The organism is Pontibacter beigongshangensis, assembly GCF_014332515.1.
GTDB classification, from domain to species: Bacteria; Bacteroidota; Bacteroidia; order Cytophagales; family Hymenobacteraceae; genus Pontibacter; species Pontibacter beigongshangensis.
In genome coordinates this window covers 51,617-71,567 of the sequence record NZ_VFSD01000019.1, presented here as the reverse complement: position 1 = coordinate 71,567, position 19,951 = coordinate 51,617, and the positions used below count along the sequence as shown (strand labels likewise).

Below are 19,951 nucleotides of genomic sequence, written 5' to 3'. Positions count from 1 at the left end.
TTACTTGCCTCTGATTATTTCTACCGGATCTACCTTGCTGGCTTTGCGCGCCGGGAAAAACCCTGCCAGGTACGTGGTGATAAGCGAGAAAATGCCCCCGATAACATAAAATACCAGACTGTAGTTGACCGGGTACGTGGTGATGGTGGGCAGTGCCGCCGTGTTGAAGGGAATATTGTCGATGATGACCGAAAAGCCGAAGCCGGCCAGCAGGCCCACCATACCCCCGAAAAAACCGATGCTCAACGCAATTACCAGGAACACACGGTTCACATCTCTCCCCGAGAAACCCGTCGCTTTTAATATGGCAATCGAGTCCATTTTCTCATAGATCATCATGTTCAGGATATTGAAAATACCAAAGCCTGCCACAATAAGCAACGTAATGCCAACGGAATAAGAAATAAGCGACCGGACACTGCTGCCCGTCTCGAACTGAGAGTTGGCCGTTTGGATATCTTCGGCATCTACGTTAAAAACCTGCCTGAATTCTTTGGCAACGGCAGGAGCCATGGCCAGGTCGTGGAGCTTTACCTGAATATCGGTTATGTAGTTGTTGGGCTTGCCGAGCAGCTTTTGCGTGGTGCCGATAGAGGCATAGCTCTGCACTTTGTCTATCTCCTGTATTCCTGACTGAAAATACCCGACTACCTTGAGCGGAAAACGCTCGCCCTGCACCGTGGTTACCTGCACCACATCCCCGATGTCAGCCACCAGTATGTCGGCCAGGCCTTTGCCCAGAATAATGCTGTTGGCCACGTTTTTGGCATCCAGGGCGGTGCCAGCAGTTACATAATCCTGAAAGTTGAACAGCCTGTTCTCCTCCTCCACATCTACGCCATTTATAACGCCTGTTATGTCGATGGTGCCTTCGTTAAAGAACACCTGCGCCGTAAGTTTTGGAGCGGCGCCTAACACACGTGCATCGGCCTTTACAGCCTCCATAATAGGGCCGCTGTTGTAGATCTCCTGCCGTGAAATGCCCGACTTTACCGACTGAATAAAATTATAGGAATCGTTGAACTCTGCCGATACATTTACCGGCTGATCGAGGGTGGGTTTAATTTCGTTGTAGAGGCGCACATGCGGTGTCCGGTTCAGGATAAGGCCATCGAGCAGGTCGTTGAGCCCGTTCATAAAGCTGAGCAGGGTTATGAACATGGCGATGCTGAAAGTAACGCCCACGGCTGCTACCAGCGTTTGCCGCCACCTGGCCAGCAGCAGCGACTTCGCAATCCCGAAGATCAGTTTGCTGTTCATCGCGCAGGTTTTAGAATTATATCCTCTTCCGTTAGTCCGTCCAGGATCTCTACTTTCTGGTAATCCTTGAGGCCTGTGCTCACCTTTAGCCGCTCCTCGTTCTCGGTCTGCACAAAAGAGCCATCTATCAGGTACTCGCGCGGAATGGTAAGGGCGTCTTTTTTGGTTTGAATGATGATGTTGGCCTCCGTTGTGAGGTTAGGGTAAAGAGAGGGTGGTGTGGTGGTAAAACTGGCTTCTACGGTAAAGGACCTGGTTCTTTCGTTCATGGCCGGGTTAATTTTGTACACCTCCGCCTCAAATACCTGCCCTTTGTAACTGTCAAGGTTCAGTAGCACCCGCTGCCCTGGCTTAATGCGGGCAATATCGTACTCGTCTACCTGCAGTTCCAGCACAAACTCGTCTGCATCGCCGATCACAGCCACCGGGCTCTGCGGACTCACCATCTCCCCTTTCTCTTTCAGGATGCTGTAGACTTTGCCATTTGTTTCGCTTTTGATGGTGTAGTCGTCAGTCATGGTCTGGCTGATCTGCAGGTTTTTCTGCGATTGCCTGGCCGCGAAATCCAGCTGCTTTTTCAGGTCGTTGTACCGGAGTATGGCCGACCGGTAGGCCGTGACAGCATTCTGAAAAGCGAGTTCGCGCTGCTCCAGTTCCACGCGGGTGCCGATCTGGCTGGCCCACAGGTTACGCTGGCGCACGAGCAGCAGCGAGTCGTTGTGCATTTTGCTCCGGGCAAGGTCTATGGCGGCCTGCAGCTCGTTCAGCTTTTCGGCATTGGCACCAACCCGGGCATACTCGGCTGCCAGCCTGGCATTTTCGGTACTGAGTTGGGCGGCTTTGCTATCTATTTCGAGCAGCGGAGCCCCCTGCTGCACCACGTCGCCTTCGGTTACCAGCACCTGTTGTATGATGCCGCTCACTGTCGGGAACAGCTGGTACTGATTCTTACTCTTCACGATACCCGAAGCGTACACCGATTCTGAGATAGCCTCTACCGTGGGTTGTGTCGATTCCTGCTTGTCTTTGCACGAAGTCACTAATTGCCAGAGGAGCAACAGCTGGCATAGGAAAAAGAATCTGTTAAAACCGGGGAGTTTCATTGGCCGCTCTTTTTGTTCAGATGATGCCGGCAGGCGGGTTTAGGCCTTGTGCTCTGCTCTGTCACCAAACCAAATGTAACACATTTGGCTTATCCATGCATCAAAAAACAGATGATAAAAGTCAGCAATTCAGGCTGGTTGGTCCTGTGCCAGCTAAGAAAGAAACCTATGAGTGGCCTGATGCGGCAGGTCCGCTGCGTTTGGTAAATTCAATTATTTGAATGAAATCGGCCCTCAGGAGGTTCTGCTGCTGGTGCAAAGGCCGCCGGATTTTCCGCTAATTTGTAGCAAAGAATAATTTGTTCACTTAATGCTGCTCTTGCCCTCCATTTACTTACGTCCTCTTTTTAAGGTCTCCAAATTAGGAAAACGCTTTAACAGCAGGCGCAGGAGTAAAATAAGCTCCGGAGGGGCATTTTTATTGAAATAATTAAAAGGACAATTAGAAGATATGCCTGCAATTAATTTTGTTGGATTATTTGTTTTATAATTTTCCATAGCCTAGTTTTAACTGGAATTAAGAGCAATACCGGTTCCTCTCCTTTCATCACGGCGAGCCACTTGCTTTTTGATTATAACATACGCTATACCACTACGATGCTCTATATAATTTGTGGGAAAATGCCTGATTAATCTCCGGATTTCTGTTGGCACACAGGCCTGGTCCGCCAGCTTCTATTGCTGCTTTTATGCTGTATGCGTGACTAAAGCTATCTGTATCTCATTATCTGCCATCTCACGGAGGGCGACTTTTGAATCAAATCAAATGAATCAAATCAGCAGGGAAGCCGCTTTTAAATTTCACGTTTGAGATTTTTCTCTGAAAGACTTTAAACATCGGAAACAGAGTGCCTCCTTCTGGTTGTAAGCAATATTTATCAGAAATAAGTTTGCATCTTTTGTGGCTCACAAGGATCAGGATGCTCCACTTTAACCATGCTATATTTTCAAAATCGGGTGGTAAGCCCATCATTTATTCGCTTTTTTATATGAAGAGAACTTTACTCCTTTTCCTGGCGCTGCCGCTTGTCCTCGGATCGTGCGCCCCAAGTGTCTCCACTTTGCTCACCGCTTCTCCACAAGCTCCCCTTGCACCCGGAGAGGAAGTTAGCCTTATCAGTTTGCAGGAACAGGTGCCGCCGCATGCCGAGGTAATCGGGATGGTGCGCATCGGTGACAGTGGCTTCACGACCGACTGCAGCTGGGGCGCCGTGATTGCCAAGGCAAAATCGGAGGCCCGAAAAGTAGGCGGCAACAGCATTAAGATCATCGACCACCAAAAGCCAAACCTGGCGAGCACCTGCCACAGGATTACGGTAAACATCTTAAAGGTTTCCGGGGCAGAACCCACACAAAACGCACCATTCGCTGCCGAAAACGACCCGTATGTTGACCTGGGCAGAACGTATGCCCAGGCGGCGGCAGGTTCGCCGGAGTTGCCTGCCGAAACGCCCTCTCCTAAAGTGAGGCTCGGCATAAACGGCGGCTGGAGCACGCGCATAGCCAAGGTGACCGACAATGTATCGCCTGATTATAAACAGTATATAAAAGACCTGAAACAGGGATACCACCTGGGTGCCGACGCCACTTATTACTTCTCGGAGCAAATGGGTTTTGGACTGAAATACAGCACCTACAAAGCCTCAAACGAGGCAGAAATTTACGGGCAATCGTCGGGCGGAGGCAGGATGCGGGGAAAAATGAGCGACGCTATTTCCATTAATTTTATTGGTCCTACTTTTAATACCCGCTCCCTCGATATCACCAGAAAGAATACCATACATTTCGGGGCGGGACTAGGCTACATGGGCTACCGCAACAACAACACCATCGCAAACGAAAATCTGAAGATCACGGGCGGCACCCTCGGTTTAAGCTGGGATGTGGGCTACGACATGGCACTGACGGATAACATGGCCCTGGGGCTGCAACTGTCGCTTCTGGCGGGCACTTTATCTAAAATTCAGGTACAGAAAGGCTTCTCCACCACCACCGTTACCCTCGACAAAGATAACAGAGAAGGCCTGGCACGCATCGACGTATCGGTTGGGTTAAGATTTATGAAGTAAAGCTTAGCATGGATGCCCTGCCAAATGGCGGGAAAGAACCTGGCACAAAGCAATATTTAACATAAAACTCCAACTAAGGAAAAGCGTCTACAAACAGGGAAGGGCAGAAAGCTGATCAGCCTCCTGCCCTTCCCTGTTTGTAGACGCTTGTTGCTAACCCCTGCTCAATCTTTTTTCCGGAATAGATAAAGCACTGCTACGGTTGTTAAAGCAGCTCCAACGGCCACTTTCTGGAGAAGTGCCGTCCGGTTGTGTTTCCATTCGGCATTATACCCTTTCTCGGCCAGCAGGTTCGGTACTTTGCCGTGCATAAAATCCTCTACTATGCCTTCTACCATATTTACCCGATCGGCCAGCAGCAAGGGCAGCCAATGGGCATAGCTGTTCTCGCTGAACTGGTAAGCGTAGCGCCTGATCATGCCGCTCAGCCCTGACAGCGGCACCGAGGTTCCGAACACGGCTGTTACGTTTGGCCGTTCGATGGAGTGCAGTACTTCCTGGTTTACAGGTTGTAGCGGTGGCCGTTTCCAGTTATAACCCTTATGCTCCTCGTTGGTGCGGTGCTTCATAGGGTAGGTGGGGTCATTTTTGGGATCAGCATCTATGCCCCACCCATTAATAAGTTTATAGTCTATTGGCGTGTTTTCCATAGTCTTCTTTTTTTACATTCTGGCTGATGGTGGTATAAGAACTGGCTTGATACAATTATCCAGCTTCTCTGAAAAAATCCGGTAGGCATCCGACACATCTTCCAGTGGGATGTGGTGCGTGATCAGGGCTTTTGGGTTCAGGATGCCATTCTGCACATGATCGATCAGCCTGGGCAGCAGCCGCTTTACGGAGGCCTGGTTGGCTCTTATGGTAATGCCCTTGTTCACGACATTGCCAATTGGCACCAGGTTATCGGTAGGCCCATACACCCCTACTACCGACACAATACCGCCTTTCTTAACCGAGTTGATAGCCCAGTGTAGCGCTGTGGCCGAGCCAGCCTGCAGCAGCATTTTCCGGCCTGTAATGGTCTGCATCGCGTTGCCGGTCGCTTCCGCTCCTACGGCGTCTATGCACACATCGGCTCCCATCCAGTCGGTGGTTTTCTTTACAAACACCACCACATCGTCTATTTCCCTGAAGTTGTAGGCTTCGCACTGTGCGTAGTTCTTCACAAACTCCAGCCGGTACTCCACCTCATCAAACACGATAACGCGGCCTGCCCCAAACAACCAGGCACACCTGGCAGCCATAATACCAACAGGGCCTGCCCCAAACACCACCACGGTATCGCCTTTTTGTATGCCTCCCATCTCGGCCGCCTGGTAGCCTGTGGGCACCACATCTGTCAACAGAACGGCGTCGTCAGGGTCCATGCCTTCCGGAATAACGGTGGGGCCCACATCGGCGTAAGGCACCCGCACATATTCGGCCTGGCCCCCATGGTAGCCGCCTGCCGTATGCGAATACCCGAATATGCCGCCAACCGCTGTGGCCTGCGGGTTAGACTCGTGGCAATTGCCATAGAGCTCCTGCTTACAGAAGGCGCACCTGCCGCAGGCGATGTTGAAGGGCACCATCACATGGTCGCCTACCTTCAGCTTCTGCACATCGGAACCAACTTCTTCCACTATGCCAATAAACTCATGCCCGAAGGTTGTGCCCACACGGGTGTCTGGCACTGAGCCATTATATAAGTGCAGGTCAGACCCGCAGATACAGGACCTTGTAACCCGCACAATGGCATCTTCCGGATGCAATATTTCAGGCATGGGCTTCTGGTCAATCCGGACCCGTAGTGGCCCACGGTAGTTCATTGCTAGCATAAGTTTAATCCTCTCGTGGTTAATAGTAAATATTGCAACCAGGCAAACACCTGCATTAGCCTGCCAGCTTCTGGGTTCAGGCAGGCTCTAATAAAATACTAATCTGCAAAATCAAGGTTTCAGCAAATTATTGCCTCCTCCTGATTTACGTATTTACACCAGTTATTTATAGTAGTAAATCTCCGGAATTCTCTTACCCAGGGCTTGTTGCCTAACTACGATTCGCTAGCTAAAGCCAGGGCTAAAAGAACTTTTCCAGGTGTATCTGCCGACTGGACAGCAGCAGCCTCGGAGGGCCTTTTTGATTTGAATAATCCAAGTTGTGCGGTAGCAGCCCTAAATAATGTGGTGCGGCGGGTAACTACGAGTCAGATACAGTTGCCAGGTGCAAAGAGTGACGATTTTTTGTTTGAGCGTTCAGCGAGTGGGGGAAGGGGCCCCCGACAAGCAAAATCGTCTTGATTTTTTTGGTTCTTTTTGTATCAAGACAAAAAGAACGAAGACACGGGCCATGAAACAAGCTGCTTTTGCCATCCAGTCTTAACAAGTGGCTATGCTAACTTAACCCCAGGCCAGTGGCCATTGCTGATGGTTTTTGCCCACAAGATCCTTTCAGGAGGACAAAGGGACAAAGTCAGAAAGGCTCTCTACCGCACAACTTGGGTTAGAATAATTTCCAGCGTACCCTGCCCGGATCGGTTAATGGCCTCACCAAGCCTTGTCCTGGTCAGCACGTATACACAAGGAAGTGCAATTCCAAAAAAATGACACAGTATGTTTCTTGTTAAAGCGTTTTTGGTCCTCCTACTATTTTATGTATTGGCAATGAGCGTATTATACTTTCAGCAGGAGCGCATGATCTTCTTTCCGCAGCGGCTGCCGCAGCATTACAGCTTTGCCTTCGGCCAGGAGTTTCAGGAAGTGGTGGTGCCCGCAAAGGATGGCGTAAACCTGCACGGGTTGCTCTTTACAGTAGCGGCACCCAAGGGACTCGTGTTTTACCTGCATGGCAACGCCGGCTCTGTCGATTCGTGGGGAGAGATAGCCGCAACCTACACCGACCTAGGCTACGACCTTTATATCCTGGACTACCGGGGCTACGGCAAAAGCGAAGGGAACATCAGCCGCGAAAAGCAGCTGTACGAAGATGTGCAGGCCGCCTACAAGCACATGCTACAGAGTTATGCCGAAGACCAGATGATTATTGCAGGCTACTCTATCGGCACAGGACCGGCAGCCATGCTGGCAGCGGCAAACAGCCCCGGGCAGTTGATTCTGCAGGCCCCCTACTACAGCCTGGCAGACCTAATGCGAAAACTTTACCCCTTCGTGCCTGGCTTTCTGCTGAAATATAAATTTGAGACGTTCCGGTTTGTGGAGAAGACCAGGGCTCCCATCGCGATTTTTCATGGCCGGCAGGATGAGGTCATCTACTACGGCTCCTCCGAAAAGCTGCAAGAACACCTGAAGCCGAAAGACAAAATTATTCTGCTCGAGGGGCAAGGCCACAATGGCATGAACGACAACCCCCGGTATAAGGAAGAGCTGGCGCAGGTGCTGGCTTCGCCCTAACCTGAAGCAGCAGGATAATGCTCTGGAGGGCCTTTTTCATTGGAATAATTGCTCCCCGGGCCAATAAGGAAGTTGATGAAGACTTTGGGCACTTTGTCGGTCACCCCCGGTCAGGACATGAGATTATTGGTGACTGCTGGCATTTCTCTCCCGGGGCTTACCTGCAAAATACGGGAATGGCAAATCGTGCCCTGGCCACCCTTCCACAAAACAAAGCCAGCCAGGCCCGGGCCAAGCTGGCTTTGACGTGATAAGCGGCCTGCTCGGTACATGCCGGCGCTGGCAGCGCACTTGTCAGGATGTATAGGCACCGTTCCCCTACTCCACTGCATAGGCGCAGCTCACGGTCGGGTTAAAGGGCTGATGCATACCGGTCGGATTGTTTTTCCATACCCAGGCGTGGAGCTGGTAGTGGGGCAACGGAGGGCCAGGCGAACCCGGCGCTCTGTGGTCGTCAAATACCTGGTCGCCCAGCATAGGCGAACCAGCATGTGTCGCATCCCAGGCTACAGCGTCCACAATAAATTCAACCCCGATTAACTTTAACTTTCCATTTTTCTGAGGTTCATACAGGAGCGCCTCCGGTTTCGACGGGTCCACCACATCGTTTACCAGCATGAAGTTCACATAATGATAACCCATGCCACCCATCGGACTATACACGCACTCACCAGACTGGGCGTAGCCATGGGCCATAGCCGTTGCTACATCATGGTACTGCGCCGTAGCCTGGCGGATCTTAGCCAGCGTTTTGTTGTGATAGGCCGAGACTGGTCGTTTTGGCCCAACGCCTTTCTTGTCAGCTTGTACTGCTGCAGTAAGTGGAGCAGGAGCTTCCGGACTGTCGGTTTCGCAGCCACTAAAAAGGAAAGCAACCAGCAACAGTACGATAGCGAAAATGGGTTTTAATCTGCTATTAACTTTAATCATAGCTTTAAGGTGTAAATGAAGGATGATGAGTTTCACATAACATGCAACACGTAGCTCTCTGTACCGCAAGCTTGTGGCAAGAAGAGACAGTACCCGGGGAGGAGAGTTGAACCAGCAGGCCTATCTTTTTCCTCGAAAAATACAGGGCAGCACTGGTTTTCAGAAACAGAGTGAGGCTTTTCTGAGATAGTAGGAAGCAGAATCACTTTAAGGCTTAAATAGCACTTATTGACTATAAATTTACAAATTTTCTACCATATTAAAATACTTTTCTTTATATTATTAAAGATATCAGCCTATTTATCTGGCATTTACGGTATAGTAGGTTTTTCCTAATCCACGGCTGAGAAACTTTCGAAAAAGAAGCATTATTTATTTTCCGCCATCATTAAAAAGCCCGCCTTCAGCAAAGACCGGGAGGTGCTTGCCAAAGGCGGGGATAAAACTTTATTACCAGGTTTAAGGTTAATGTTGCTACTGGCTGAGAGAACAAATTACAGCTTCCCTGAAGAGCCTAAGCCACAACAGAGGCCTGAGGTCGGCTTACCTGTAACTGGAGCGTAGAGGTTAATTGTTGTGAGATTTCTCATTGGCCCGGGAGGCCTTGTTGGTTTGCCTGGTGGCTTTCTCACGGGATTTTTGTGCTTTCTTTTCTTGTCTTAGGGCTTTTTTTGCCTGCTTGGCCGCATCTTCTGCATCTCTGTCTGCCTGTCTGGCCTCACTTGCTCTGGCTTTCGCTTCTCTTTCATTTTCTTTCGCGATTTTAGACGATTTTTTAGCCTCCATTGCAGATTGCCGGGTGTCATGTTTCAAGGTGTTTGCCTCATTTAATCGTTCTTTATTTTGCCTGTTAACCTCTTTTTGAGCCGCCTTTGTTGTCTGCGTGGAGTCGATAGCCTGGGCATAGGTATTGTTTGTTAGAACCAGGAATGCTCCTAACAAAAGTGGCGTTAAAATTATTCTGACTTTCATAATGGTGTTGGTTAAGGTAAGGCCTTAGAAGTAAGACGAACCTACTTAGTATACGCAAACATGCTGCAAACAACTGGTTTTATGACATTTACACATTTTGTTAGCAAACGAACCTCGGTTATTAGATCATAGCACGGGTACTCAGAATTATTCTAATCAAAAAGCCCTTCTTCAGGAATTATTTCTTCTGCTGCCGCTGCTCTATGAACCAGCGGTTGCTGTGTAAGTGTTAGAAATTAGCTTCGGACCTGTACCTTTGTTGCAAACCAAATTATTTTACCCGATGCAACCATTACCAGGCTTACGGGGTCATGTTTGTACAAGCGGCCCCATCTGAATCTGGGGCATTGCCCGAAGCTGAAATATTTAATTTACACGTACCTACTAATTTTAACCATGCAAAACCCTTTTAAAAAGACAGTCTTCAGCAGAAGCGCCCTGATCTTTAGCAGCCTTTTAGTTTCTCTTTTCCTCAGCGGATGCAAGGACGACGAGCGGGAAACCCCAGAACCCATTCCTGTATCCTTCGTGTCGTTTTATAACGGATCTCCCGCAGCCCAGGAGTTTGACTACCTGCTGGACGAAAGCCGCATAAACAACAGGGGCATCAAATACACCGATTTCTCCGAATACCTGCAGCTCAGAACAGGGCCCCGCAAGTTTAAGGTTAACCCCATCAACTCCATCAATGCGGTAATAGACACCACCTTCGATTTTAAGGAGAACAAAGCGTATTCTTTGTTTATTGCCGGGGTGCAACCAAACATTAGCCTGGTAGCCCTGAAAGACAGCATCCATGCCCCTGTTACCGGCAAGGCAGTACTTCGGGTTATCAACCTGTCTCCTGATGCTCCCGCCGTGGAGATCAGCACCACCGGCAACAACAGCACTGCCATTACGGCGAGCCTCGGTTTTAAGGGCATTACCGAATATAAGGAAATGGCTGCCGGCTCGCATACGCTGCAGATCAGGGGAGCTGGCACCGAAGAAGTGCTTCTTCCTAACCCCAGCATTAACCTGGTTTCCGGCAGGGCTTATACCCTTATTATCAGGGGCCTGGCGGCTGCGCCAGCCGGAAACACCTATGCACTGGATGCACAACTGATCCTCAATTATTAAACTTCCCATTCCATAAAAAAAGGCCTCTGAAGTACAGAGGCCTTTTTTTATGTGAAAATTTGCAGCAGCTTGAACCCAAAACGGCATCCCCTTTTCAGAGATTTAAATTTGGCAGACAACTATATGGCAATAATTTTTGTTAACTTATGTCAATACTAAAATTGAATCGAATGGACTTTAAATTCAGATACTTTAAAAACAGCCTGGATCGCACCTATTGTGCCATCCGGTATCTTCAGGATGGCAATTTACTGGTATTAACCTGGTCGGGGACCGCCTCAGAGGAAAGCATAAAAGAAGTAAAAGACTGCGTGCTGGAGATGGTACAGGAAAACCAATGCTTCTTTATTCTGAATGATGTGCAGGAATTTTTCAGCGCCCCCACGCAGGTACTGGCAGGCCTTACTGCGTCGGATTGGGATTTGGAAGTGCGGCGGCTGGGCGTGCAGGAGATCGCGCATGTGCTGAAGCCGGACTATATACCTGCCAATACTGAAGATGAAATTCCCCAGGGCCTCACCAAAAAATACTTTACGGACAAACTGGAAGCCATCAGCTGGCTAAAGGAGGGAGCCAGCAAAGCGGATAAGTAGCTCGACCCGTCTCCTCCATTCAGCCAGAACAGCCTACCTGCACGTTACCTGCTTATATAACCGTCTCGAGGTTAAATTTACTGCGGTACTGCACCGGCGATAATCCAGTGATCCGCTTAAAGGTAGTCCTGAAAGCCTTGGGGTCGGAGTAGCCTACGTGGTACATGACCTCGTTCACATTTTCGCGCGATGTCTCGAGACTCATTTTGGCAGCTTCTATTTTTACGCGCTGTATGTATTCTACAATAGAGTTGGCGGTGGCTTTTTTGAAGCGGCGCTCCAGGTTACGGCGGCTCAGCGCCAGCATAGAAGCCAGCTGATCGACTGTTATCTTTTCCTGGAAATTCTGCTCTATATATTCCTGGGCCTTCTTAATTGCCTCGTCTTCGTGCTCTTTCTGGCCCTTAAAAATCATGAAGGGCGACTGGCTCCGCCGCTCCATCTCTATCTGAAAGGCTTTCGACATAAAAACAGCTACATCCCGGCCGGCATATTTTTCGATCAGGTACAGGATCAGGTTCAGGTAAGAAAAAGCGCCGCCACTGGAGTAGATGCCCTGCTCATCGGTAATGATCTTGTCTTCCACCAGGTTCACATCCGGAAACATTCTTCTGAAATCGTTGGCCGCCATCCAGTGGGTGGCACATTGCCTGCCGGTGACCAGCCCAGTGGAGGCCAGCAGAAAAGCGCCCACACACAGGCTGGCCACTTCTGCCCCACCTGCATGTTGCCTCAGGATCCAGGGAATAAAGTCCTGGTTATGCGCCAGGTTCAGCACCATGTCGCCATCCAGGGCCGGAATTATGATCAGGTCTGTCTTCTGCAGCTCCTGCGCCCGCACATCGGTAAACACTTTGTAGATGCCGCCCGCTACTGATACTTCTTTGGTAAGGCCAACCAGCTGCACCTCGAACAGCGCGAGCTTCCCCATACTCAGCAACAATTTGTTTACTTCCGAAAGCACCTGGCGCGGCCCTTCCACACTGCCCAGAATGGCTCCTTTGGGCACCAGAATGGATATATGTTTCATAGTTGTCTATAGCTTGTCTGGCCAAACTGCCGTTATAGGTTTGTCTGACCGGTTTCCTGCTCCGGCAGTTTTGCTATTCCAAGGTAAACAGAAATCCTGTCGCAATCAACCCTGCTTTTGCTGCTCTTCCACCACCGGACTTCCTATTTGCATAACTTATTTTTTGCATCATGTTGGGTAGAACTGCCAGATGACCATAAAGAAAAACAGAACCAGTTAACTGGCTGGTTTTGATAGCGATTATTCTAATCAAAATAGCCCTTCAGAGACTTCTGCCCCTGTTAATGCTGCACCCTTGTCCGAACTTCCCCGTAGATCAAGGCTATGGCGCAGGCTGAGAAGTTAAATACCTTTCCTAACCCTAAGCTTGGCTTCACTCGTAAAATACAAACCGGGATTAACCCGGACATACACTTTTGTTGTTGAATAAAGAGAAGGAGAAAAATTATGGCAGAGAATAAAGATAAAAGCAACGAACTGAAATCGCAGGATAGCAGCAGCGGCGGCGTAAGCGGACGGCCACCGCATGATCAGACCGGACCTGTAGCAGGTGGTGCCGACAACACGCGCGGCGAAAACAAACCCAGCAGAGAAGGCACGAGTGGCGGAGCCAAAGCAGGCAAAGAGAGCCCGGATAAGGGTCCGAATGCCAACTCCACCACTACAACCCGTGGCGCCGACAGCACGGATAAAGAGTTCCGCAACGACCAGCCCAATGCCAGCACGCTGAAGGGCCATAAGAGCAATGAAAACCTGGGCAACGAGAAGGGCTGATACTTCTTACACGTTTACCATAAAAGGTATCAGATTTATATCACAAGCCGCACTTCCTGCCCTTAGGAGTGCGGCTTGTGGTGTTAATAGAGCAGGATAGCGACTTACTTCAGCTCATTCAGCACTTTGTACATTTTCTGGGTAATAGCTGCCGGCGAACCGTTGTAGTTGTTTACCAGGAAAGCAAAAATATACTCCTTGCCAGCCTTGCTCCTGTGGTAGCCGCAGAAGCCCTTGGCATCGCGCAGGGTGCCGCTCTTCATTTTCAGGCCGTTCAGGAGGGGCAGCGAATCATAAAACCCTTTGTACCAGGCCTGCTGGCGGGCATATTGCAGCACCCGCACCTGGGCATGGGCGGTTATGCGGTTGAGCGGCGATAAACCGGAGCCATCGGCCAGGTTCAGTTCCGATTCCGGAATGCCACGTTGCTTCCAGTGTTGCCTGATCAGTTCCAGCCCACTTTCAGTGGCAGCGCTGCCTGTGGTTTTATAGGCCATCGTTTTCACCAGGGCCTCTCCGTACAGGTTTATGCTCCTTCTGTTGAACCAGTAAATAAGACTATCCAGCGGAGGAGACACCACTTTATGCAGTGTAGTGGTATTGGCTGGCGTCATACTTTTATTTAGTTGAAGGATTGGGCTGGCAGGAATATGCACGCCAAGCAGTTGCAGCCTACCCGATAAGGTGCCTACAAACTGGCGTGACGGAACGGGCAGGGCTCCGGAAATTTTAAAGTTTTGCTGGCTCACCGGAATCGTGCCTCGAATAGTGGCCGTGCCTGCCTCCAACGGAAAGTAAATAAAGGCCTTATCGCCTGTACCTGCCCCGGCAGCCCTCAGCTCCGACTGCAAAGCATAGCCATGCAGCCCGGGAATAGTCTTTACAATGGCCACCGGGTCCCCGACCTGATTGCCAGACCGCAGCACCACATCGAACTGGTTTTCGTGCCAGTTCAGTTTGGTAGCGCCAGCCCCGTAATAGTTGCCGATATCCTGCCAGATCCAGCCATCGGGAATGGTTTCTTCGTTCCAGCCATCGTTCGCCACCACTACTTCCCCAAAAGAATTTATGCCTGTTCGCTGCAAGGCTGCTGCCAAACCGGCTAGCACCTTTTCCTCTTTCGTGGATGCCCAGCGCCAGCTGCCAAATGTCGGGTCGCCGGATGGCATAATAAGTAAGGAGGGTATTTCTTTCCCTTTGCGGATGGCAAACGTAGTTTCGTACCTGAAATTTTTGCCGAGCAGGTCATAGGCTGTAGCACTGGTAATAACTTTAAGCGTGGAGGCTGGCACTAACCCCAGTTTCCCGTTTTGCTCGAACACCACCTGCCCCGAGGCGGCATCGAGCACATACAGGGAGGCGATTCCGTTCTGTAGTTGCGGATCTTCCTGAAAAGTTTTGAAAGCAGCGGCAAGTTTCTCGGGTACCGACTGCGGAAAGCCCCTGACGCAGAGCAGAATGAAAATCGAGGTAAAAGCTGCTTTCAGGAAAGATAACTTCATGTGCTTATTAAAATAGCTGTTTGGTCTGTTAGCAGCACGCTGCCTTCTACAGTTTGTTTAGTTTAAAATACCCCAGATGCAGTTCATCGGCACTACTGCTTGCGGTGGTTGACGACAGCGTGAGGCTGTAGCGGCGCTTCGTCTCCTCCGGCAGCAGCTCCTTCACCTGGTAGAGTTCGTCCACGTCCACTCCAAACTTGTCGTCTACGTGCGCAGGGGCACCCTTAAAGCCCGTGTGTTTGTAGAAGGCTGTTTGCCGGGCCTGCCTGATGGCTTCTGCTTTAGTTCGGGCTACCACCAGCATCTTATAATGAAACTCGTCGAATTCTGTGGCTTTGTAGCCGCCCAGGTTCAGGAAAAACAGCTTGGCCTGCTCTTCTGGCGCTATGGTCGCTGCCTCCGTCCTGGGCACCACCGAAATGCGGTACCCGTTTACCATGGTTACTTCGCGCCAGGCATCTACGTGCAGGCTGGCTTTGGCTTCGGGCCAGAAAGACTTCAGGGACGGCACCAGGTCCTTTACGGTTGCGCCAATCCCGAAGAAAACATCGTGCTGCTCGGTATTCCGACCTAGAGGCCTGCAGCCAAGCAGGAGCATAAAAAGTTTTGGGTGTGTCATGGTAAGGTTAACCTTATGACCGGGCCTGAAGTTTTAACTGATTTACTGCTTATCTTTGCGGGCAACCTGCATGCAAAGGCAGCCATCGGCTGTTTCAAGATATTCGGAGCGACAGCCAGTGTGCGGCTGCTTTCTTAACGGTCAAAGAACTAAAAAAATGAGATTAAAAGGCAATATCCTGGATATAAAAAACAAACGGGACAGTAAAAACCAGGAGATCGAGCTGTACATCAACAAGATAAGCTATGTCACCTACAAAAAGGATGGCAAGTATTTCCAGCCCTTCGACTTTGAAGATGAGCCCGACACGCCTCTCGTCATCTCCGGCGACTGCCTGGCCCGCATCCAGAACAACTTGCTGGAAGAAGGCGAATATGAGTTTCAGGTGTACGACAAACGGGGCGATGACTATGTGCTGAACGAGACCAAACTCCTGACCATCACGATGATGTATGACGAAGTGGAGCAGCAGTCCATTTTATCTGAACTAACCTACGAGGTAACGCTGCCAAACGAGGAGTTCAAGCAACTGAAAGCGGAGCGGCACAAGGCCAAATCAGCCAAAAAAGGAAAAAGGAAGTAACCTGACTTCCAACGGAGGCGCTTAAACAGGCAGCTCAGCATATTTTAGCAAAGCCCAGAAGTGGAAAATTAACCTCCGGAAGGCCATTTTCATTGAAATAATTGGCTGACTGCCTGTTCGGGTTATCGCAGGAGCAATTATTCCAATCAAAATGGCCTTCCGAAGCCTTAAAGCGTCCCGGCTTCTCCCCTCTTCATCTAGTTGGTCTTAGAATTTAGAGAGAATGTGCTACTTAACATAATTTCACAACTAAGCACCACTCCTGTACCCTTACCTGTAGCTGATGATCGATGAGAAGGAAACTTTCCGCATCGGTTGCCGCGACACGGGGTTAATGGCCTCTACCACCCCGCTTTTCTTTAGTTCCTCAAACGCCTCCTGGTAATTGCCCCGGATGTAGTTCGTACCGATGTTGTGGTGCCGGTAGATGCTGTCTATCGGCAGGTTGTGGTAATAGCTGGCTTTGGCGGCAAGGTCCGTTACCAGGTTTTTGACGGAGTAGCGGTACTGCTCCTGGAACAGCGAAAGCTGGTGCTTTATGTTTGCTCCGAACAGCGGCACGCCGTCTTCCTGGTAGTCGCTGTACATCAGCATCAGTTCCTTCAGCTTCATGTAGGCCACATCGGTTTTGGAGGCGAAAAAAAGGTAATGGCTGGTCTGGTTCTTCTTGGGCAGGCAAATCTTAAAGCGGAAGGTTTTGTACTCCTTCTCCCTGAAAATTTCCTCAAAACTGTCCATGATAAAATCCTCGCGCCTTGTGGCATCTTGGTAGCGCTCCCAAAACATTTTGATGCTGGCCATCCGCTCGGCTCCAAACAGGTCGGCCAGCAGGTCGTTGGGTTCGGCGTGCTGAAGCGCGGCGCGCATTTTGGCCGGGCTGAACAGCATGAACACATCCATGCCCCACCTCCTGACTGACTGCAGCAGCATCTGCTGCGAGAAACCGTAGCCGAACGGGTCGGTGTAAAGCAGTGTCGGCGTATCGTGGCCGAGCAGCCGGGCCAGGAAACTGAAGTTGGCTTCTTCGTTCAGGATCACAGGCTTGTGTACCAGCTCCTCGTAGTAAGGCAGGCTCTCGAGTTGCTGCTTCAGTTTGGCGACATCTCCCTTTTTCTCGTCATTAAAGAAGGTGCGGACAATCTTATTGAGCTTAAACTTATCGATGGAGCCGAACACGCTGTTCAGGATTTTGATGGGTGCGGCCGGTTTGCCATCCAGCTGCCTGCCGTCGCCGGCGTATAAATCGATAAAGGCCAGCGCATGATCAGAGCGGTAACGTTGCCCCGCCAGCACAGCACTGCACCAGGCCCTGAAATATTCATTCAGCAATTCGGATTTGATCTCAACCGTGCTCCGTTGCGTCGTAAAAAAATCGTTCGTATCTACTGTAGGCATTCTTTGTTTTTTCTTTAAAAAGCGCGATCAGCATGGCCCGGGGCGTCTTCGTTCAGAACTGCTGTTCCACCGCCAATCGTTGCTGCTGCATCGTTCTAAAGCCACTAAATATAGGCAGCTGAAAGGCCGAAGCAAAAGCCTTGGAAGCCTCAGGAGGGCCTTTTTCATTTAAATAATTGCTCCAGATAAGCCAGCATGCACCAGCCTGTACGACATGTAACCCTACACCTGCTTTGCCGGTTTGGAAACGGATTATTTCAATGAAAAAGGCCCTCCTGAGCCAAACTCGACGCCACCGGCCCTGGTCCAAATACGGCAGGTAAAGGAATGGTGGAGCACAGGATGTAATTTGCTGGCGTGCAAATTTAGTATTTATAGCTGAAACCTGACACCTTCTGGCACAAGCTAAATCCTTACCCCGTTCCGGGAAGCCCCAACAGCAATCTAAAATAACTTCTGCCATCTTTGTTGCCAAAGCGGTACTTTTGCGGGCAGGTGCTTTTCAGGGGAAGAAACCGCAAAAGTCAACCAATCCTGTCCGAACTTTGTTAAAGTTACTGGCACCAGCCTTATAACAGATAATTTAAACTTTTACTTATGGAGAGCCTCAGCTCAAAACAATATAAAAACGAATTTGTAACTACCTTCCCCGGCGATGACACCGGTGACCTGAAACCCCGCCAGACGCCGGGTGTTTTGTATAGCAGAGCCGACCCTACACCGGTAGCCAAACCAACCTTGCTGGCCTGGTCGGAGGAGCTGGCACACGAACTTGGCATTCAGAAACCAGAAAATCAGCAGGAAGTAGACATCCTGGGCGGAAACTATGTAGCACCTACCATGCAACCCTATGCGGCCTGTTATGCCGGGCACCAGTTTGGCAACTGGGCAGGTCAGTTAGGCGATGGCCGTGCCATAACACTGGGTGAGTGGGAAGCCCCGACAGGCAAGTCCTGGGAGCTGCAGCTGAAAGGCGCCGGGCAGACTCCCTACTCCCGACGCGCCGATGGCAGAGCCGTGCTGCGGTCTTCGGTGCGCGAGTACCTGATGAGCGAGGCCATGCACTACCTGCGCGTGCCCACCACCCGGGCCCTGAGCCTGGTTACGACGGGCGACCAGGTACTGCGCGACATGTTCTACAACGGCAATCCGGCCTATGAACCCGGCGCGATCGTGATGCGCGTGGCCCCAAGCTTCCTGCGCTTCGGAAACTACGAGATGCTGGCCTCCAGAAGAGAAACTGACAACCTCCGCCAGCTCGTAGACTGGACCATAGACCGCTACTACCCGCACCTGCAGGGCGAAAATAGATACATGGAATGGTTTAAAGAAGTGCGCGACCGCACCGCCAGCCTGATGGTGGACTGGCTGCGGGTAGGCTTCGTGCATGGCGTCATGAACACCGACAACATGTCTGTGCTGGGCCTGACCATCGACTACGGCCCCTACTCGTTTGTAGACGACTACGACCTGAACTTCACTCCGAACACCACCGACCTGCCTGGCCGCCGCTACGCCTTTGGCAAGCAGGCCTCTGTGGCCTACTGGAACCTGGGTTGCTTTGCCAGTGCCATTGCGCCCCTTTTTAATGGAACAGAGGAGCTTGTAAAGGAACTGGAAGCCTATGCCGACATCTATTCCGCCAAATACCTGAAGATGATGGAGAACAAGCTCGGCCTGGACCAGGTAAAAACGGCGGATATCGGTTTAATCACCAGATTCGATGAAACACTGGCCGCTCTGAAACCGGACATGACCATTTTTTACCAGCTGCTCATAGACCTGCCACTCGACCTGACCTCCGACGAAGAACTCGTAGACTATTTCAGCGAAAGCTATTACACCGCTCCTACCAAGGCGCAGCGCACTACGCTGGCAGGTTTACTGCGGGAGTATATCGAGCGGATAAAGCAGAACACCTGCACGCGGGAGGAATCCCAACGGCGCATGCGTGAACATAACCCACGCTTCATACTCCGGAACTACCTGCTCTCGCAGGCCATCGAGGAACTGGAAAAAGGCGAGAACTCCCTCTTCCTGAAACTTCAGGAAGCCATCAAGGCTCCCTACTCGAGCAACTCTGACGCGTTCTTTTCCAAACGCCCCGACTGGGCCACCAGCAAGGCAGGCTGTTCCATGCTGTCGTGCAGTTCCTGACCATACCTGCCATCTTTAAAATCATCAATGCGAAATTCAAACCCTATAGCAGCGCAAAAGCCTCTCAGCATTAGTTGAGAGGCTTTTGCATCTATCACCCGAATGTGCTGCTTCTGATAAATTATTCTAATGAAAAAGGCCCTCCCGTAGTATTTTCTGCTGCTGCTTCCCTTTAGAGGATCAGCGTTTACAGCTATTGAAAAAATATTAACCTGTAAAACACACCTTCGACAATAGCACCGCATGAGCAGAATAGATGTAATGTGCAACTGTTGCGACTGTCACCTGGGGCATGTGTTTCACGATGGGCCTGCTCCGGCTGGCCTCCGGTACTATATAAAACCTGTCAATATTAACAGACCAAACCCCTATCCGGCAGAAACAAGGTAGAGCAGCAGCAGAAAATACTACGGGAGGGCCTTTTTCATTAGAATAATTGATAGAGAGGCACTAAAA

Annotated in this window: 20 protein-coding genes; 8 read left to right on the top strand and 12 right to left on the bottom strand. The window is 50.5% G+C overall.

The genetic code is table 11. The features are described 5' to 3' along the window. The 3 genes from FJM74_RS15500 to FJM74_RS15490 form a co-directional block, all read right to left on the bottom strand. Entirely contained in the window at positions 1-1,260 is a 1,260-nt protein-coding gene (locus FJM74_RS15500) for an ABC transporter permease (protein ID WP_187263543.1), read from the bottom strand. Then, positions 1,257-2,363, bottom strand: a complete 1,107-nt coding sequence (locus FJM74_RS15495) for an efflux RND transporter periplasmic adaptor subunit (protein ID WP_187263542.1) — start codon at positions 2,361-2,363, stop codon at positions 1,257-1,259. Before FJM74_RS15495 ends, FJM74_RS15500 begins: the two co-directional genes overlap by 4 nt. A 330-nt stretch (positions 2,364-2,693) precedes the next feature. Beyond that, positions 2,694-2,861, bottom strand: coding sequence for a hypothetical protein (locus FJM74_RS15490; protein ID WP_187263541.1), 168 nt, complete (start codon positions 2,859-2,861; stop codon positions 2,694-2,696). A gap of 491 nt (positions 2,862-3,352) precedes the next feature. Between FJM74_RS15490 and FJM74_RS15485 the strand changes: the two genes are divergently transcribed. Beyond that, the gene (locus FJM74_RS15485; RefSeq protein ID WP_187263540.1) at positions 3,353-4,432 is read left to right on the top strand and encodes a porin family protein; all 1,080 of its coding nucleotides are present in this window, start codon (positions 3,353-3,355) and stop codon (positions 4,430-4,432) included. A 164-nt stretch (positions 4,433-4,596) separates the two neighbouring features. Here the strand turns inward: FJM74_RS15485 and FJM74_RS15480 are convergent, their stop codons facing one another. Together FJM74_RS15480 and FJM74_RS15475 are read right to left on the bottom strand one after the other, a co-directional pair. Next, positions 4,597-5,082, bottom strand: a complete 486-nt coding sequence (locus FJM74_RS15480; protein ID WP_187263539.1) for a hypothetical protein — start codon at positions 5,080-5,082, stop codon at positions 4,597-4,599. Between the two features lie 12 nt (positions 5,083-5,094). Next, on the bottom strand, positions 5,095-6,249 hold the full coding sequence (locus FJM74_RS15475) for a zinc-dependent alcohol dehydrogenase (protein ID WP_187263538.1): 1,155 nt from the start codon (positions 6,247-6,249) through the stop codon (positions 5,095-5,097). An 825-nt stretch (positions 6,250-7,074) separates the two neighbouring features. Here FJM74_RS15475 and FJM74_RS15470 point away from each other — a divergent pair. Beyond that, complete coding sequence (locus FJM74_RS15470) at positions 7,075-7,821, top strand: alpha/beta hydrolase (RefSeq protein WP_187263537.1); 747 nt, start codon at positions 7,075-7,077, stop codon at positions 7,819-7,821. Between the two features lie 318 nt (positions 7,822-8,139). Here the strand turns inward: FJM74_RS15470 and FJM74_RS15465 are convergent, their stop codons facing one another. Both FJM74_RS15465 and FJM74_RS15460 read right to left on the bottom strand, forming a co-directional pair. Then, positions 8,140-8,751, bottom strand: coding sequence for a hypothetical protein (locus FJM74_RS15465; protein WP_187263536.1), 612 nt, complete (start codon positions 8,749-8,751; stop codon positions 8,140-8,142). 567 nt (positions 8,752-9,318) lie between these two features. Then, entirely contained in the window at positions 9,319-9,723 is a 405-nt protein-coding gene (locus tag FJM74_RS15460) for a hypothetical protein (protein ID WP_187263535.1), read from the bottom strand. Positions 9,724-10,119: 396 nt separating this feature from the next. Here FJM74_RS15460 and FJM74_RS15455 point away from each other — a divergent pair, with 396 nt between their 5' ends. Both FJM74_RS15455 and FJM74_RS15450 read left to right on the top strand, forming a co-directional pair. Beyond that, entirely contained in the window at positions 10,120-10,842 is a 723-nt protein-coding gene (locus tag FJM74_RS15455) for a DUF4397 domain-containing protein (protein WP_187263534.1), read from the top strand. 170 nt (positions 10,843-11,012) lie between these two features. Next, positions 11,013-11,435 (top strand): hypothetical protein, encoded by a 423-nt coding sequence (locus tag FJM74_RS15450; protein ID WP_187263533.1) that lies wholly within the window; start codon positions 11,013-11,015, stop codon positions 11,433-11,435. A gap of 52 nt (positions 11,436-11,487) precedes the next feature. Here FJM74_RS15450 and FJM74_RS15445 read toward each other — a convergent pair whose 3' ends face one another. Next, a complete protein-coding gene (locus FJM74_RS15445) occupies positions 11,488-12,465 on the bottom strand; it encodes a GlxA family transcriptional regulator (RefSeq protein ID WP_187263532.1) in 978 nt (325 codons plus the stop codon). A gap of 447 nt (positions 12,466-12,912) precedes the next feature. On the opposite strand from FJM74_RS15445, the gene FJM74_RS15440 reads away from it, so the two are divergent. Continuing rightward, on the top strand, positions 12,913-13,239 hold the full coding sequence (locus tag FJM74_RS15440) for a hypothetical protein (protein WP_187263531.1): 327 nt from the start codon (positions 12,913-12,915) through the stop codon (positions 13,237-13,239). Positions 13,240-13,343: 104 nt separating this feature from the next. On the opposite strand, the gene dacB is transcribed toward FJM74_RS15440, so the two are convergent. Further along, positions 13,344-14,741: a D-alanyl-D-alanine carboxypeptidase/D-alanyl-D-alanine endopeptidase gene (gene dacB, locus FJM74_RS15435; protein ID WP_187263530.1), complete on the bottom strand. Its 1,398-nt coding sequence runs from the start codon at positions 14,739-14,741 to the stop codon at positions 13,344-13,346. 46 nt (positions 14,742-14,787) lie between these two features. Continuing rightward, the gene (locus FJM74_RS15430) at positions 14,788-15,360 is read right to left on the bottom strand and encodes a DUF1543 domain-containing protein (protein ID WP_187263529.1); all 573 of its coding nucleotides are present in this window, start codon (positions 15,358-15,360) and stop codon (positions 14,788-14,790) included. 157 nt (positions 15,361-15,517) lie between these two features. Here FJM74_RS15430 and FJM74_RS15425 point away from each other — a divergent pair, with 157 nt between their 5' ends. Further along, positions 15,518-15,943 (top strand): hypothetical protein, encoded by a 426-nt coding sequence (locus tag FJM74_RS15425; protein ID WP_187263528.1) that lies wholly within the window; start codon positions 15,518-15,520, stop codon positions 15,941-15,943. A 270-nt stretch (positions 15,944-16,213) separates the two neighbouring features. Here FJM74_RS15425 and tcmP read toward each other — a convergent pair whose 3' ends face one another. Then, complete coding sequence (gene tcmP / locus FJM74_RS15420; RefSeq protein ID WP_187263527.1) at positions 16,214-17,338, bottom strand: three-Cys-motif partner protein TcmP; 1,125 nt, start codon at positions 17,336-17,338, stop codon at positions 16,214-16,216. A 52-nt stretch (positions 17,339-17,390) separates the two neighbouring features. Then, entirely contained in the window at positions 17,391-17,801 is a 411-nt protein-coding gene (locus FJM74_RS15415; protein WP_187263526.1) for a hypothetical protein, read from the bottom strand. A gap of 134 nt (positions 17,802-17,935) precedes the next feature. Between FJM74_RS15415 and FJM74_RS15410 the strand changes: the two genes are divergently transcribed. Both FJM74_RS15410 and FJM74_RS15405 read left to right on the top strand, forming a co-directional pair. Beyond that, positions 17,936-19,495, top strand: coding sequence for a protein adenylyltransferase SelO (locus tag FJM74_RS15410; protein ID WP_187263525.1), 1,560 nt, complete (start codon positions 17,936-17,938; stop codon positions 19,493-19,495). A 243-nt stretch (positions 19,496-19,738) separates the two neighbouring features. Further along, positions 19,739-19,885 (top strand): peptide-methionine (R)-S-oxide reductase, encoded by a 147-nt coding sequence (locus tag FJM74_RS15405; RefSeq protein WP_187263524.1) that lies wholly within the window; start codon positions 19,739-19,741, stop codon positions 19,883-19,885. Positions 19,886-19,951: the final 66 nt, after the last annotated feature.

What these genes read in the sequence shown, in the direction of transcription:
- FJM74_RS15500 (WP_187263543.1), bottom strand. Translation starts at nt 1,260, where the DNA reads ATGAACAGCAAACTGATCTTCGGGATTGCGAAGTCGCTGCTGCTGGCC.
- FJM74_RS15495 (WP_187263542.1), bottom strand. Translation starts at nt 2,363, where the DNA reads ATGAAACTCCCCGGTTTTAACAGATTCTTTTTCCTATGCCAGCTGTTG.
- FJM74_RS15490 (WP_187263541.1), bottom strand. Translation starts at nt 2,861, where the DNA reads ATGGAAAATTATAAAACAAATAATCCAACAAAATTAATTGCAGGCATA.
- FJM74_RS15485 (WP_187263540.1), top strand. Translation starts at nt 3,353, where the DNA reads ATGAAGAGAACTTTACTCCTTTTCCTGGCGCTGCCGCTTGTCCTCGGA.
- FJM74_RS15480 (WP_187263539.1), bottom strand. Translation starts at nt 5,082, where the DNA reads ATGGAAAACACGCCAATAGACTATAAACTTATTAATGGGTGGGGCATA.
- FJM74_RS15475 (WP_187263538.1), bottom strand. Translation starts at nt 6,249, where the DNA reads ATGCTAGCAATGAACTACCGTGGGCCACTACGGGTCCGGATTGACCAG.
- FJM74_RS15470 (WP_187263537.1), top strand. Translation starts at nt 7,075, where the DNA reads ATGAGCGTATTATACTTTCAGCAGGAGCGCATGATCTTCTTTCCGCAG.
- FJM74_RS15465 (WP_187263536.1), bottom strand. Translation starts at nt 8,751, where the DNA reads ATGATTAAAGTTAATAGCAGATTAAAACCCATTTTCGCTATCGTACTG.
- FJM74_RS15460 (WP_187263535.1), bottom strand. Translation starts at nt 9,723, where the DNA reads ATGAAAGTCAGAATAATTTTAACGCCACTTTTGTTAGGAGCATTCCTG.
- FJM74_RS15455 (WP_187263534.1), top strand. Translation starts at nt 10,120, where the DNA reads ATGCAAAACCCTTTTAAAAAGACAGTCTTCAGCAGAAGCGCCCTGATC.
- FJM74_RS15450 (WP_187263533.1), top strand. Translation starts at nt 11,013, where the DNA reads ATGGACTTTAAATTCAGATACTTTAAAAACAGCCTGGATCGCACCTAT.
- FJM74_RS15445 (WP_187263532.1), bottom strand. Translation starts at nt 12,465, where the DNA reads ATGAAACATATATCCATTCTGGTGCCCAAAGGAGCCATTCTGGGCAGT.
- FJM74_RS15440 (WP_187263531.1), top strand. Translation starts at nt 12,913, where the DNA reads ATGGCAGAGAATAAAGATAAAAGCAACGAACTGAAATCGCAGGATAGC.
- dacB (WP_187263530.1), bottom strand. Translation starts at nt 14,741, where the DNA reads ATGAAGTTATCTTTCCTGAAAGCAGCTTTTACCTCGATTTTCATTCTG.
- FJM74_RS15430 (WP_187263529.1), bottom strand. Translation starts at nt 15,360, where the DNA reads ATGACACACCCAAAACTTTTTATGCTCCTGCTTGGCTGCAGGCCTCTA.
- FJM74_RS15425 (WP_187263528.1), top strand. Translation starts at nt 15,518, where the DNA reads ATGAGATTAAAAGGCAATATCCTGGATATAAAAAACAAACGGGACAGT.
- tcmP (WP_187263527.1), bottom strand. Translation starts at nt 17,338, where the DNA reads ATGCCTACAGTAGATACGAACGATTTTTTTACGACGCAACGGAGCACG.
- FJM74_RS15415 (WP_187263526.1), bottom strand. Translation starts at nt 17,801, where the DNA reads ATGGCAGAAGTTATTTTAGATTGCTGTTGGGGCTTCCCGGAACGGGGT.
- FJM74_RS15410 (WP_187263525.1), top strand. Translation starts at nt 17,936, where the DNA reads ATGGAGAGCCTCAGCTCAAAACAATATAAAAACGAATTTGTAACTACC.
- FJM74_RS15405 (WP_187263524.1), top strand. Translation starts at nt 19,739, where the DNA reads ATGAGCAGAATAGATGTAATGTGCAACTGTTGCGACTGTCACCTGGGG.